Origin of the sequence: Pseudocitrobacter cyperus (genome assembly GCF_039889165.1) — a bacterium.
Taxonomy (GTDB): domain Bacteria; phylum Pseudomonadota; class Gammaproteobacteria; order Enterobacterales; family Enterobacteriaceae; genus Pseudocitrobacter; species Pseudocitrobacter cyperus.
In genome coordinates, this window is the sequence record NZ_JAYMYY010000004.1 from 255,535 (window position 1) to 270,126 (window position 14,592).

At 56.5% G+C, this 14,592-nt stretch carries 13 protein-coding genes; 8 read left to right on the forward strand and 5 right to left on the reverse strand.

All coding sequences use genetic code 11. The features are described 5' to 3' along the window. Positions 1-29: 29 nt before the first annotated feature. Positions 30-776 carry a GntR family transcriptional regulator gene (locus VSR74_RS15045; RefSeq protein WP_347795461.1) on the forward strand — a complete coding sequence of 249 codons (747 nt, stop codon included), beginning with the start codon at positions 30-32 and terminating at the stop codon, positions 774-776. Here VSR74_RS15045 and VSR74_RS15050 read toward each other — a convergent pair. From VSR74_RS15050 to VSR74_RS15060, 3 genes are read right to left on the reverse strand one after another with little or no spacing between them, the layout of a single operon-like run. Next, positions 750-1,706 (reverse strand): PfkB family carbohydrate kinase, encoded by a 957-nt coding sequence (locus VSR74_RS15050; RefSeq protein WP_347795462.1) that lies wholly within the window; start codon positions 1,704-1,706, stop codon positions 750-752. The two genes, VSR74_RS15045 and VSR74_RS15050, sit on opposite strands and share 27 nt — an antisense overlap. Beyond that, positions 1,703-2,707: an ADP-ribosylglycohydrolase family protein gene (locus VSR74_RS15055; protein WP_347795463.1), complete on the reverse strand. Its 1,005-nt coding sequence runs from the start codon at positions 2,705-2,707 to the stop codon at positions 1,703-1,705. The genes VSR74_RS15050 and VSR74_RS15055 overlap by 4 nt, the downstream gene beginning before the upstream one ends. Continuing rightward, positions 2,704-3,987 (reverse strand): nucleoside permease, encoded by a 1,284-nt coding sequence (locus tag VSR74_RS15060; RefSeq protein WP_347795464.1) that lies wholly within the window; start codon positions 3,985-3,987, stop codon positions 2,704-2,706. The genes VSR74_RS15055 and VSR74_RS15060 overlap by 4 nt, the downstream gene beginning before the upstream one ends. 248 nt (positions 3,988-4,235) lie before the next feature. Between VSR74_RS15060 and fbaB the strand changes: the two genes are divergently transcribed. The 7 genes from fbaB to VSR74_RS15095 all read left to right on the forward strand — a co-directional run bounded on the left by fbaB (position 4,236) and on the right by VSR74_RS15095 (position 11,943). Beyond that, positions 4,236-5,288 carry a class I fructose-bisphosphate aldolase gene (gene fbaB / locus VSR74_RS15065; RefSeq protein ID WP_347795465.1) on the forward strand — a complete coding sequence of 351 codons (1,053 nt, stop codon included), beginning with the start codon at positions 4,236-4,238 and terminating at the stop codon, positions 5,286-5,288. Positions 5,289-5,571: 283 nt separating this feature from the next. After that, positions 5,572-6,726, forward strand: coding sequence for a mandelate racemase family protein (locus VSR74_RS15070; protein ID WP_347795466.1), 1,155 nt, complete (start codon positions 5,572-5,574; stop codon positions 6,724-6,726). Positions 6,727-6,765: 39 nt separating this feature from the next. Then, the gene (locus VSR74_RS15075) at positions 6,766-8,388 is read left to right on the forward strand and encodes an ABC transporter substrate-binding protein (RefSeq protein WP_347795467.1); all 1,623 of its coding nucleotides are present in this window, start codon (positions 6,766-6,768) and stop codon (positions 8,386-8,388) included. Further along, positions 8,385-9,422: an ABC transporter permease gene (locus tag VSR74_RS15080; protein WP_347795468.1), complete on the forward strand. Its 1,038-nt coding sequence runs from the start codon at positions 8,385-8,387 to the stop codon at positions 9,420-9,422. Before VSR74_RS15075 ends, VSR74_RS15080 begins: the two co-directional genes overlap by 4 nt. Then, positions 9,419-10,324 carry an ABC transporter permease gene (locus VSR74_RS15085; protein ID WP_347795469.1) on the forward strand — a complete coding sequence of 302 codons (906 nt, stop codon included), beginning with the start codon at positions 9,419-9,421 and terminating at the stop codon, positions 10,322-10,324. The genes VSR74_RS15080 and VSR74_RS15085 overlap by 4 nt, the downstream gene beginning before the upstream one ends. Beyond that, positions 10,296-11,159: an ABC transporter ATP-binding protein gene (locus tag VSR74_RS15090; protein ID WP_347795470.1), complete on the forward strand. Its 864-nt coding sequence runs from the start codon at positions 10,296-10,298 to the stop codon at positions 11,157-11,159. The genes VSR74_RS15085 and VSR74_RS15090 overlap by 29 nt, the downstream gene beginning before the upstream one ends. Before the next feature lie 10 nt (positions 11,160-11,169). After that, the gene (locus tag VSR74_RS15095; protein ID WP_347795471.1) at positions 11,170-11,943 is read left to right on the forward strand and encodes an ABC transporter ATP-binding protein; all 774 of its coding nucleotides are present in this window, start codon (positions 11,170-11,172) and stop codon (positions 11,941-11,943) included. 74 nt (positions 11,944-12,017) lie between these two features. Here the strand turns inward: VSR74_RS15095 and yegS are convergent, their stop codons facing one another. Together yegS and trhP are read right to left on the reverse strand one after the other, a co-directional pair. After that, entirely contained in the window at positions 12,018-12,917 is a 900-nt protein-coding gene (yegS, locus tag VSR74_RS15100) for a lipid kinase YegS (protein WP_347795472.1), read from the reverse strand. 265 nt (positions 12,918-13,182) lie between these two features. Next, positions 13,183-14,544, reverse strand: coding sequence for a prephenate-dependent tRNA uridine(34) hydroxylase TrhP (trhP, locus tag VSR74_RS15105; protein WP_347795473.1), 1,362 nt, complete (start codon positions 14,542-14,544; stop codon positions 13,183-13,185). Between the last annotated feature and the right edge of the window lie 48 nt (positions 14,545-14,592).

The window sequence follows — 14,592 nt, forward strand, 5'->3', positions numbered from 1 at the left end:
GGCCTGGGGCCTATTGCAGAGAAAGATAAATGGAACAAGCACATACCCGGTTGATTGCGCAGCTCAATGAGCGAATTGCCGCGGGCGATAATATGCCGCTCTACCTTAAGTTTGCTGAAACGGTAAAAAATGCCGTGCGCAACGGTGTGCTGGAGCACGGCAATATTTTGCCCGGCGAGCGCGACCTGAGTCAGTTAACCGGTGTGTCACGCATTACAGTACGCAAGGCGATGCAGACGCTGGAGGATGAAGGCGTAGTGACCCGAGCGCGTGGCTATGGTACGCAAATCAATAATATTTTTGAATATTCTTTGAAAGAGGCGCGCGGTTTCTCTCAGCAGGTGGTGCTGCGCGGCAAAAAGCCGGACACGCTATGGGTTAACAAAAGAGTTGTTCCCTGCCCGGAAGAGGTGGCGACACAACTGGCCGTCGCCCCGCAAAGTGATGTTTTTCTTCTCAAGCGGATCCGCTATGTGGATGATGAAGCGGTCTCTATCGAAGAATCATGGGTGCCTGCGCAGTTAATCCATGATGTTGATGCCATCGGTATTTCTCTGTACGACTATTTTCGTAGTCAGCATATTTTCCCACAGCGTACATGCTCTCGCGTCAGCGCCCGAATGCCAGATGTTGAATTTCAGTCGCATATCAAAATGGATGAAAAGATCCCCGTTCTGGTGATCAAACAGGTGGCGCTCGATCAGCAGCAGCGGCCGATTGAATACAGCATCAGCCACTGCCGCAGTGATTTATACGTCTTTGTGTGCGAGGAGTAGTTCGTCGCGGGTTGGGCTGCAATCACCGCCTCGATGAGCGACGACCCAGGATGCCACCGCGTTGCCCAGCCGTACCGATTCGCTTAGCGTCCAGCCCGATGCCAGACCAGCCAGCGTGCCGCCGGCGTGACTATCTCCTGCGCCAATGGTATCGGCAACCACGACCGGGAAGGGGGCGACCAGCCCCTGTTCCTGTTGACTGAAATACCATGCGCCCTCTTTATCGTGCCGTACAATTAGCGGTGTGGCGAACGTCTCCAGCCACGCTGATCCCAGTTGCCGGGGTTCCATTGGTAAATTAAAGCGCGCAGCGGCAATCTCTGCCTCCTGACGATTCAGGGAAATAATCGGTTTGCAGGCCATAATCCGCTGCATTAATGCATCGGGAATATCGGCAATGCGTGGGCCAAAATCAATAAACGGCGTCACCCCGGTTAAGCTTTCCAGCCAGCTCACCAGCACCTCGCCACAGGGCGAGGAGAGTTGATAACCTGAAAGCGAAATCAGGCTGTGTGGCGCCACAGTAAGCTGCGCCAGCCAGTCAGGATTCCACAAATTTTCCACGCCGCTGAACGACATAAACGTCCGTTCGCCATCCGGTTCAACCAGCGCCAGGCACCAGCCGTTATCGCCCTGCACATCATCAAGGCAACTCACTAACCCTTCGCGGGAGAGATTATTGCGGATGATCTCTGCCCATACGCCCTGACCCAGCGGCAGCGCATTACTGGCCTGCATGCCCAGCCGTTTAAGGGCGACGGCGATATTCAGCGCACAGCCGCCAATGTTGACGCCCTGCTGTTGCAGTTCGATATCGCAACCGCGCCAGGGAAGGGCATAAGCGTCGGCAATCACATCGATCACCGCCGCGCCGACGACGGTAATTGGCCGCTGGTTGCCCAGGGTGGTTAACTGCTGCGCCAGGGTCATGATACCTCCCGTTGCTCGCGATAGTGCGCGAGCGCGGTGGCATAGCGGGTGAAGTCGAGCTGATTAACGTCATCCAGTTGTTGTTTGAGTTTCGGGTCGATGGCCGAGATGCCGCCCAGAGCGCCACAAATGGCGGTGGCCATCGCGCCGATGGTGTCTGTATCGCCGCCAAGGTTGGCGCACAAAATCGCGCAGCGGTTTGGGTCGCCCTGTGCCAGTTCAACCATGGCGATAGCGCAGGGAATCGATTCGATGGTGCTGGTGCCTGCGCCGACAACCTGGTAAAGCTGCTCGCTGGCGGATTCAGTACCGCCAGCGTTGCGCACGATATGTAGCGCCAGCTCCAGCCGTGCGGCGAGCGAGGCGCTGAATGTGGTGATACGTTTTTCCTGTGCATGGCGGGCGACTGGGGGCAGTGAATCAGCAATGCTCTGCCAGTCATCGCCCTCAATAGCGCGGGAAATCGCCCACGCCACGACAACCGCGCCGGCTACCGCGAGATCGGACTTATGCGTCGGGCTGGAGGCGAGCGCGACCTCATTAATAAAATGATCGAGGCTACCTATAGGCAGCAAACAACCAAGCGGCGAGACGCGCATCGCCGCGCCGTTGGTGACGCCGTTATTTTCCAGTTCACTCACCGGCCTGCCATCACGAATGGCGTTAAGGGCGATTTTAGAGGTAGGCCCCAGCACATTTTTATTGAAGGCATCAAAGCCCTCCGCCCACGCCAGAATGTTGCGGCCAATGAGATCCGGGTCAATCTGCCCTTCGCGTTGCAAAATGGCATCGGCAAGGCAGAGTGCCATCGACGTATCGTCAGTAAACTCTGCGCAATTAAAGTAACAGGCGGCGTTGTTTTCCGCCGGCCCCGGCAGGAAGCGGTCGATCCAGCCAAAGTGCGCTTTTACGCGTGAACGCGGCCATAACTCTGACGGCATGCCCATGGCATCCCCCAGCGCCTGTCCATAGAGCGCACCAAGAATACGTTGTGTCTTCATTTCACTTCCCCTTGTGTCAGTGCAGTGTCGCGTGGGTCGTTTTGCACCGTAATGGCGGTGATCTCTTTATCCGACTCGCGAAAGAACAGCATAAACAGCACGGCGATAACGGCTATCATGATGGCGCCGAAGCCCCACATTCCTGCCCAGTTGAAGGTCAACCCATTCACCGGCTCTTGATAAGCAAACATTTTTTCCATCATCACGCCGCCCAGGCGGTAGCCAAGCAGGCTGCCGAAGCCCTGGCAGCAGAGGGTGATAAGCCCTTGTGCGGCAGTGCGCATATGCGGCGGGGCTTTTTTATCGACATAGATATAGGCGGTAACGTAGTAGAAATCGTAACTGACGCCGTGCAGCAGAATACCAAGGAACAACAGGGCGTAGGTGAAGTATTGCTCGGCGCCGCCGTAAACGAAAAAGCCATATCGAATCGCGGCCGTAATAAGACCAAGTAATAACACCTTTTTGATACCAAAGCGTTTGGTGAAGAAAGGCAGCGCCAGCATAAAGAAGATTTCAGAGAACTGGCCGAGCGTCATCCAGCCGGTGGCGTTTTGCATACCGACTTCTGTCAGATAACCATTGGCGAAGATGTAGTAGAACGCCAGCGGCATGGCAAACAGGAAAGAACAGAAGAAAAAGACGAGAAAGTTTTTATCGCGCAGCAGGATTAAGGCATCTAACCCCAGCATCACTTTCAGATTCAGTTTGCCGGTGCTCTTCGGTGGCGTATCCGGCAGGATCAACGCAAACACCGCCAACAGCATCGAGCTACCGGCAGTGATCAGCAGCGGGACATTGGTTGGGGAGATATCGTCATAACCCATCATTTGTGGCAGGAAGCCGCAAACCAGGCCGGAGGCTATCCAGCCAATGGTGCCCATAACGCGAATACGCGGGAAGTCACGCTCCACGTCGGGAACATTGGCAAACGCAATACTGTTGGTCAGGGCAATGGTTGGCATATAGGTGAGCGAATAGGCCAGCAGCAGCGGGAAAAATCCGCTGAAGGTGGTTTGCTGTGCGGCAAAATACATCAGTATCGCACCGACAAACATCAGCACAGCCAGCACTTTCTGCGCGGAAAAGAAGCGGTCAGTCAGCGAACCAACAAGAATCGGTGAGAGGATCGCCGCAATTGCGGTGCAGGCGTAAGACCAGCCGATCTCTCCGGCCGTAAACCCGCTTTTATTCAGCCATAGCCACAAAGGCACAAACCACGCGCCCCAGATAAACCACTCAATGAACATCATGAACGACAGCTTTACTGTAGTTTTCATCTTTAAATCCTTCATGACAGGTAAGGTACGTATAGACAATACCATCATGTAATACCTTTTAAATACCTTTAAGGTGGAAAGTTGACCGATGTAACACTTTACCGTCCATGAATCGTGCCAGCAGATTGCGCTTAAAAAATGGCTGCTAAATGGAAAAATCGCCGTTGAGCGACCAGACTTATTGCTGCCCAAAAATTTCGGGCGGGAAATTCACGCCGACACGACGTTGGCATTACGGGAGCATAGCTATGACTGATATTGCGCAGTTGCTTGGCAAAGACGCCGACAGCCTTTTACAGCATCGTTGTATGACCATTCCAGCCGATCAACTCTACCTGCCAGGCCATGATTACGTTGACCGGGTGATGACGGACAATAACCGTCCGCCAGCGGTGCTGCGAAACATGCAGACCCTCTATAATACCGGACGTCTGGCGGGAACGGGTTATCTCTCCATTCTGCCGGTTGATCAGGGTGTGGAGCACTCGGCCGGGGCGTCGTTTGCCGCCAACCCGCTCTATTTTGACCCGAAAAATATTGTTGAACTGGCGATTGAAGCCGGGTGTAACTGCGTTGCGTCAACGTATGGCGTGCTGGCTTCGGTCTCCCGTCGTTATGCGCACCGCATTCCATTCCTGGTCAAACTCAACCACAACGAAACCCTGAGCTACCCGAACACCTTTGATCAGACGCTGTACGCAAGCGTCGAGCAGGCATTTAATTTAGGTGCGGTGGCCGTGGGGGCGACTATCTATTTCGGTTCGGAAGAGTCGCGCCGCCAGATTGAAGAAATTTCCGCCGCCTTCGAGCGTGCACATGAACTGGGGATGGTTACGGTTCTGTGGGCTTACCTGCGTAACCCGGCGTTCAAGAAAGATGGGGTGGATTACCACGTTTCCGCCGACCTGACCGGTCAGGCGAACCATCTGGCCGCCACCATCGGCGCGGATATTGTGAAACAGAAAATGGCCGAGAATAACGGCGGCTATAAAGCGGTGAACTTTGGCTATACGGACGATCGCGTCTACAGCAAACTCACCAGCGAAAACCCGATTGATCTCGTGCGCTACCAACTGGCGAACTGCTATATGGGCCGCGCCGGGCTGATTAACTCCGGCGGTGCGGCAGGCGGCGAGAACGACCTCTCCGATGCGGTACGCACGGCGGTGATAAACAAACGCGCGGGCGGGATGGGGCTGATTCTGGGGCGCAAAGCCTTTAAGAAATCGATGTCCGACGGGGTGCAGTTAATCAACGCCGTACAGGATGTTTACCTTGATGGCAAAGTGACCATCGCCTGACCCGTTTCCCCGGCGAGTTTTACCTCGCCGGTTTTACTTTTTCTCGTCACGATCCCCCTCACATTTCTCCCTTCTTTTGTGAAAACAGTCACGCACCCTCGTGCTTATGCCCAAAAAACAACCTACCGTTAGCGGGATTTGTCCGAGGCACGGCTCATATTTTGTGCTTAGATTAGTCAGTGAAACGCTTTTTCAATTACTTAAAACCGGCTTGCCGGACAGTGTGAGCCACAGGGGTGTGGCATCGGTAATGCCAATTTGCTTGCTGTACTAAGGACACATAATGAAAATTGAATCCGTAAACGTCACTGTATTTCAATACCCTACGCGCCGGGTCGCCGACAGCGCGGGGCACTCTCATCCGGGGGCGGAGAGCCTGGCGAAAATGGCGATGCTTTCGATTACCGCCGATGACGGCACGAAAGGGTACGCCTTCGCCCCGCCGGAAGTGGTGCGCCCGTTTGTGGTAAACACTTTTTTCCGTAAGGTGCTGGTAGGCCAGGATCCGTTTAATCGCGAACGCATCTGGCAGGATCTGGCGCACTGGCAGCGCGGCAGCGCGCATCAACTGACCGAACGCGCGCTGTCGTTTGTCGAGCAGGCGCTGTGGGATTTGATCGGTCGTAAACTCAATATGCCGGTTTATAAGCTGTTGGGCGGCTTTCGCGACAAAGTGCCTGCCTACGGCAGCACCATGTGCGGCGACGATCTGGAGGGCGGTCTTTCCACGCCGGAAGAGTATGCGGCGTTCGCACAAACCCTGGTGGCGCGGGGCTATAAGGCCATCAAACTGCACACCTGGATGCCGCCGGTCTCTTTCGCGCCGAACCCGAAAATGGATATCAAAGCCTGCGCCGCCGTGCGTGAAGCGGTGGGGCCGGACATTGATTTGATGATCGACGGCTATCACTGGTACAGCCGTACCGAAGCGCTGTGGATCGGCAAGGAACTGGAAAAACTCAACTTCGCCTGGTTTGAAGAGCCGATGGAAGAGGACAGCATGTCGTCTTACGCCTGGCTTGCGGAAAATCTCTCTATTCCGGTGATTGGCCCGGAAAGCTTTGGCGGTAAACACCACAGCCGCGCCGACTGGGTGAAAGCCGGCGCCTGCGACATTCTGCGCGCCGGAGCTAACGGCGTGGGCGGTATCACGCCAACCATGAAAGTGGCGGCGCTGGCGGAATCCTTCGGCATGGATTGCGAAGTCCACGGCAACGGCGCAGCGAGCCTGGCGGTGGTGGGGGCGATTCGTAACTGCCGCTGGTACGAGCGCGGCCTGCTGCATCCGTTCCTCAACTACGATGAGCCAGCGGCTTACCTGAACACTCTCGTCGACCCGATGGACGAAGAGGGCTTTGTGCATCTGCCGCAGGGGCCGGGTCTCGGCGAAGACATTAATTTTGCGTATATCGAAGCTAATACCGTCAGCCACGACTGACAGATAAAAATACTTCAACCCTACAAACGGTATACACAGATGAAAAAAACTTCCCTCGCGGGCGCGTGTTTACTCGCGCTGTCGCTGATGATGGGGAGCGGGGCGGCGCTGGCGAAAACGCCCCCCGATCAGCTCATCATTGGCATGAATATGAACAACCTGCTGACGCTCGACCCGGCAGCGATGACCGGTAACGAGGTGGTGGGCATTGTCGTTAACCTCTATGACTCGCTGGTGGAGCTGGATGCCAACCAGCTTACCAACGTCAAACCCGCGCTGGCGAAATCCTGGGATATCAGCCCGGACGGTAAGGTACTGACCTTCCATTTGCGCGATAACGTCAGGTTTCACTCCGGCAACCCGCTCACCGCAGAAGATGTGGTGTGGTCGATGCGCCGCATTCTGCACCTGAATCTGGCGCAGGCGTCGGTGTGGAAATCCTACGGTTTCAGCAAGAAAAATATCGACCAGCAGGTCAGCGCACCCGATGCTTACACGGTGCAAATCACGTTGCCGAAAGCGAACGATCCGCAACTGGTTATCTACTCCCTCGCGGCGCTCGGCAATCTCGGCGTGCTCGATAGCAAAACGGTGCAACGTCATGAGCGGGATAAAGACTGGGGTAATCATTGGTTAACCACCAACGAGGCGGGTTCCGGCCCGTTTATTCTGGAAACCTGGCAGGCGAAAGATGTGCTGCGCATGAAGCGCAATCCTGACTACTGGCGCGGCGAGGCCAAAATGAATCGCGTCGTCCTGCGCCATTTTCAGGAATCACAAACCCTGCGCCTGATGATTGAAAAAGGCGATCTGGATATTGCCAGCAATATGGCGATATCCGATATCAACGCGTTGCGTAAAGATCCCCAACTGACCGTCGATGCGGTGCAGCGCGGAACGATGTATTACGTGGCGATGAGTATGAAAGAAGCGCACTTCGCCAACCCGAAAGTGCGCGAAGCCGTTCGCTATTTAATTGATTATCAGGGGATTAACAAGGCGCTCATGCCCGGATACGGCGTGCTGCATCAGCGCCCCATCAAAGCCGGTATGCCTTCTACGCTGCCCGATCCCGGCTATACATTTGATCTGGCAAGAGCCAAAAAGCTGCTGGCCGAGGCGGGGTATCCCGATGGGTTTGATACGACGCTGCGGGTGCTGTCCGACCAGCCTTATCTCAATATCGCTATCGCCGTGCAGTCAACGCTGATGCAGGCGGGGATCAACGCCAAAATTATTACCGGCACCGGCAACCAGGTGTACGGCGCAATGCGTGAACGCAAGTTCGACATTCTGGTGGGGCGAGGCGGCAGCGGGATGGAGCCGCATCCGCATTCCAGCCTGCGTGCGCTGGTTTACAACCCGGATAACAGCGACGCCGCAAAGCTCACCAATTTCCAGGGCTGGCGTACCGGTTTTTACGATAAACAGCTCAACGAAATGATCGATAGCGCGTTGCTCGAACGCGATGCGCAGAAACAGATTGCCGATTATCAGGCGATCCAGATTCGATACGATCAACTGATCCCGGCGATGATCCCGATATCGCAGATGGTCGATTCCGTGGTGGTGCGCAATGAGGTGCAGGCGTATCAGCCTCACCCGTCCGCGACGACGTTCCTGCGCGATGTCTGGAAAGTTGATGAAGGAGATAAAGGATGAGTACGCACGTATTGGCGTCCGGCTCCCGTACCCGGCGTTTCTCTAAGCGGGTCGTGCAGGTCGCTATCACTCTGTTCGGCCTGCTGTTGCTCACGTTTTTCATCGGGCGCGTGATGCCTATCGACCCGGTGCTGGCGATTGTCGGCCCGGACGCCGACCAAAGCACCTATCAGCAGGTTTACCAGCAACTGGGGTTTGATAAATCGCTGGCGGCGCAGTTCGGCATCTACTTCAGTAACCTGCTGCACGGTGATTTAGGCAACGCGTTACTGACCGGGAAGCCGGTGCTTGACGATATCATCCGCGTCTTCCCGGCGACGATGGAGCTGGCGACGATGGCGATAATTGTCGGCGCCGGGCTCGGTATTCCGCTGGGCGTACTGGCGGCGGCGCGTCGCAACAGCATTTCCGACTATGTGGTGAGGATCATCAGCCTGGCGGGCTACTCGACGCCGATTTTCTGGGTCGGGATGATGGGGCTGCTGGTGTTTTACGCCTGGCTCGGCTGGGTGGGCGGCGCAGGGCGCGTCGACTTAGGGCTCGATGGCATTGTACCGCGTCGCACCGGGCTGATGACCGTCGATGCGCTACTGGCGGGCAACGGCACGGTGTTCTGGAATGCGATCAATCACCTGATTTTGCCCGCCGCGCTGCTCGGCTTTCACTCGCTGGCCTACATCAGCCGCATGACCCGCAGCTTTATGCTGGCGCAGTTGTCGCAGGAGTTCATTATCACCGCCCGCGTGAAGGGGCTGACCGAGCGCCAGGTTATCTGGAACCATGCGTTTCGCAACATTCTGGTTCAGTTGCTGACGGTGGTCGCGCTGGCCTACGGCTCGCTGCTGGAAGGCGCGGTGCTGATTGAAACCGTCTTCTCGTGGCCGGGTTTTGGCTCTTATCTTACCGGCAGCCTGCTGCTGGGCGATATGAATGCAGTGATGGGCTGCGTGCTGGTGGTCGGGGTTATTTTTGTGATGCTGAACCTGCTTTCCGACATGCTCTATCAACTCTTTGATCCGAGGACAAAATCATGACCGTTTCTCTGGATACGCCGGTACGCGCGGGCGGCGGCGAAGGCGCAGCGCGTATCAAACGCGCACTACAGCGTTCGGGCAGTTTTATCGGCAAGATGGCGCGGAACCCGCTGACCGCCATCGGCGGCGGGATTATTTTCCTGCTGCTGGTGGTGGCGATTTTCGCGCCGCTTATCGCGCCGTATAACCCGCTGGTGCAGGATCTCAACAACGCGCTTACCGCACCCAATGCGCAGCACTGGTTTGGCACCGACGAGTTTGGCCGCGATATCTTCAGCCGCCTGGTGTACGGCTCGCGCATCACGCTCTACATCGTGCTGCTGGTGTCGGTAACGGTCGGCCCACTGGGTCTGCTGCTTGGCGTCACGGCTGGTTATTTTGGCGGCAAGGTCGATATGGTGCTGATGCGCGTCACCGATATCTTTATCTCCTTCCCAAGCCTGGTGCTGGCGCTGGCGTTTGTCGCGGCGTTAGGGCCGGGGCTGGAGCACGTGGTGATTGCGATTACCTTAACCGCCTGGCCGCCGATTGCCCGCCTGGCGCGTGCGGAAACGCTCTCGCTACGCCAGGCCGATTTTATCTCGGCTGTCCGTTTGCAGGGCGCATCGCCGGTGCGGGTGTTATGGCGACACATTGTGCCGCTGTGCCTGCCGTCGGTGATCATCCGTATCACCATGAACATGGCGGGGATCATCCTGACCGCCGCCGGGCTTGGCTTCCTCGGTCTTGGCGCGCAGCCGCCGGAGCCGGAGTGGGGGGCGATGATCTCCAGCGGCCGCACCTACATGATGGAGTGCTGGTGGGTGGTGACGATCCCGGGGCTGGCGATCCTTATCAACAGCTTAGCGTTCAACTTCTTAGGAGATGGCTTACGTGACATCCTCGATCCTCGCAGCATGTGATACGCCGTTGCTTGATGTGCGCGACCTGCACGTTGAGTTTGTGAACGGCCAGGCGGTGACCCACGCGGTGCGCGGCGTCTCCTTTCTACTGGGGCGCGAAAAACTGGCGATTGTCGGTGAATCGGGCTCCGGTAAATCCACCGTTGGGCGGGCGCTGCTGCATTTGCATCCGAAAAAGACGCGCATTACCGCCGGGCGGCTGCAGTTTGGCGATATCGACCTGCAACATGCCAGCGAAGCGCAGATGCGCGCTATTCGCGGCAAGCGCATCTCGATGATAATGCAGGATCCGAAATACTCGCTAAACCCTGTCGTGTGCGTCGGCGATCAAATTGCTGAAGCCTGGCTGACGCACCATCCGGGGCGTAAAGCCGAGGCGAAAGCCAAAACGATGGAGATGCTGGAGGTGGTGCGGATCCGCGATCCTGCACGCGTCTATTCGCTCTATCCCCATGAAATCTCCGGTGGGCAGGGGCAGCGCGTGATGATCGCGATGATGTTAATCACTGACCCTGAACTGGTGATCGCCGATGAACCGACCTCGGCGCTGGATGTTTCCGTGCGCTTGCAGGTGCTGGGGCTGCTCGACGACCTGGTGAAATCACGCGGGCTGGGGCTGATTTTTATCAGCCATGATATCAACCTGGTGCGCAGTTTTTGCGACCGGGTGCTGGTGATGTACGCCGGGCGGGTGGTGGAATCGATTGCCGCGAGAGATCTCGATAAGGCGCAGCACCCCTACACCCAGGGGCTGATCAATTCGCTGCCGGATATGCACCATCGCCGCCCGGTGCTGCCGGTACTGCAGCGCCAGGCGAGCTGGCTGACGGAATAAGGAGCGCGTCATGATTGAAGTGAATAACCTGAATCTGGTGTTTGGCGAGGGCGAAAAGCGGAATCAGGTGCTGTATGACGTGAACTTCCACGTCAAGCCGGGCGAGATTTACGGGCTGGTGGGGGAGTCGGGCTCCGGGAAAACCACCGTACTGAAGTGCCTCGCCGGGCTGTTTACCCACTGGCAGGGGGCGCTGGCGATTAACGGCCAGCCACTGGATCACAGCATCAGCCGTACCCGCTGTCGCCAGGTGCAGATGGTATTTCAGGATCCTTACGGCTCGCTGCATCCACGCCATACCATTGGCGATATTCTGGAGGAGCCGTTGCAAATCCACGGTATCGCCGATCGCGATAAGCGTATCAACACGCTGCTGGATCGCGTGGGATTGAACCGTGCCTTCCGCGATCGCTACCCGCACCAGCTCTCCGGCGGGCAGCGTCAGCGCGTGGCGATTGCCAGGGCATTGATTCTGGAGCCGCAGGTGCTGCTGCTCGATGAGCCGACCTCGGCGCTGGATGTCTCGGTGCAGGCGGAGATCCTGAATTTGCTGGCGGAGCTTCAGCAGGAGTCGGGTCTCACCTATCTGATGGTGACGCATGATCTGGGCGTCATAGCCCATTTGTGCCAGAAGGTGGCGGTGATGCAGTACGGCAAAATTCTGGAAACGCTGACCGTTGACGACCTGGTCGCCGGAAAGGCAAATACGGAGTATACCCGCATGCTGGTGAATGCCAGCCAGCAGTACACGCGCGAGATGGCGCGGGAGGTGGCGGCGTACTGAGTCCCGATGTGGGCGCTTCGTTTGTCCGGCTTTCGTGGTAAGCCCGATAAGCGCAGCGCCACCGGGCATTCAGGTTAGCGCAATAACGGGCAATCCGGCGGCAGGCGGGCGCGTAGCGCATCCGACACAATATCGATGCGGAATGTCTGCCCGCTAAGCGGTTCGCCGTCAAGGTTGAAGGTCATTGGGTGAGGGGAGGTGATTTCTATCCAGGTTGAACGGCCGCGCACCAGATGCGGGTTCTCTTCCTGCTGCGTGATGGTCGTGAAAATCGCAGGAAGCAGTTCTTCGCCGGTGATAACCAGCAAATCCAGGAGCCCATCATTAATCAACGCATCAGGGCAGAGCGGCTGCCCGCCACCGGCCTGCCGCCCGTTACCGATACCGATCACCAGCGCATCACCCTGCCAGTGAAAATTTTCGCCACGAATTTCACAGCGGTCAGGTTTGAGCGTGTCCATTCGCAGCAAACCATGAATGAGGTAGGACACTCCGCCTAATGCCGCCTTCAGTTTTTCCGGTGTTTCAGTGGTAATGCGGGTGCCAAACCCGCCCGTCGCCATATTAATAAAGCAGGTATTATCGTTCACGCGGGCGGTATCAATAGGGACATCGCGCCCGGAAATCGCCAGCCGCAGCGCTTTCTCAAGATCCATTGGGATCCCGACGCTGGTGGCGAAATCATTGGCCGTGCCAAGGGGAAGAATACCCAGCGCCGGGGCGTTCGCGTCTTTCAGATCTATCAATGCGGTCGCGATTTCATTGATGGTGCCGTCGCCGCCGCCGGAAATTACCGTTGCGACGCCGAGTTGTCGCGCTTCCTCAATATAGCGCGGCGCATCGCCTTTCTCCCAGGTAACACGGACATGAATATCAGCCCCCTCTTTGCGCAGGGTATCAACCGCCTGACGCAGTTGCGGGTTATCCGTGTTCTTGCCGTTGAGGATCAATAAGCTGGCGGGGAAGTTAGTCATCCTTTTTCCTCGTGAATCAATGTAATAAAAGTATATGGCACAAGAAGTATAGCGGGATAAGAACGAACTGATTTTCAGAAAAAAGAGGCGGCAGATAAAAAATTAGCCTGCGTAAGGGAGATTACGCAGGCCAAGGAGGTGGTTCCTGGTACAGCTAGCATTTATGGGTTATGTTTTTCAGCGAAGAGATAATACCCGGAATAAACAATTAGGTATGTGATCCAATTCTAAGATTCTTCTCGCTTGCAAAATTACCCATCGTGAACTACTTGCTGTGCGGGTTACGCGTCGATTCGCCGTTGAAGTTGCGCATCAGCAGTGCGTATTCCAGGGCGATATCTTCCGGCACCGGTAGCCAGACAATGTGGCCGTCGCCCGGCGCTACGGGTTTATCTGCGCCTTTGCCATCAACCATCTGTTCCAGCGTGAAATTCACGTTACCCTGCGGCGTCATTAGCTCCAGGCTATCGCCGACGGCGAATTTGTTTTTCACCGCCACTTCCGCCAGTGCGCCTTTACGTTGACCGGTAAATTCCCCAACGAACTGCTGACGTTCAGAAACGGAGAAACCGTACTCATAGTTCTGGTAATCATCGTGGGTGTGACGACGCAGGAAACCTTCGGTATAGCCGCGATGCGCCAGGCCTTCCAGAGTTTCCAGCAGGCTGGTGTCGAACGGTTTACCGGCGGCAGCATCGTCAATGGCTTTGCGGTATACCTGCGCGGTGCGCGCGCAATAGTAGAATGACTTGGTACGGCCTTCGATTTTCAGCGAATGCACGCCCATCTGCGTCAGGCGCTCAACGTGGGCGATGGCGCGCAGATCTTTCGAGTTCATGATGTAAGTGCCGTGCTCGTCCTCAAAGGCGGTCATGTATTCGCCCGGGCGCTGTGCTTCTTCAATCATAAACACTTTATCGGTTGGCTCGCCGATACCCAGCGTCGGCTCGACGTTTTGCACCGGGATCGGCTCATATTTGTGCACGATATTACCGACCACATCTTCTTTGCCTTCCTGCACATTATATTCCCAACGGCAGGCGTTGGTGCAGGTGCCCTGATTTGGGTCGCGCTTGTTGATGTAGCCGGAAAGCAGGCAGCGGCCAGAGTAGGCCATGCACAGCGCGCCGTGTACGAAGATTTCAAGCTCCATCTCCGGCACCTGCTGGCGAATTTCTTCGATCTCTTCCAGCGACAGTTCGCGGGAGAGGATCACACGGGAGAGCCCCATCTGCTGCCAGAATTTCACCGTCGCCCAGTTGACCGCGTTGGCCTGTACGGAGAGGTGAATCTGCATATCCGGGAAGTGCTCGCGCACCAGCATGATCAAGCCCGGGTCAGACATAATCAGTGCATCCGGCCCCATATCCACCACCGGCTTCAGGTCACGAATAAAGGTTTTCAGTTTGGCGTTATGCGGCGCGATGTTGACCACCACATAGAATTTTTTACCGAGCGCATGGGCTTCGTTAATGCCAAGCTGCAAGTTTTCGTGATTGAATTCGTTGTTGCGCACACGCAGAGAGTAACGCGGTTGACCCGCATACACAGCATCCGCGCCATAAGCGAAAGCGTAACGCATATTTTTCAGCGTTCCCGCCGGGGAAAGGAGTTCCGGTTTAAACATGATTTTCTCGTTCTGATGACAGGTCAGATCCGCGTCACGATGTGCGCG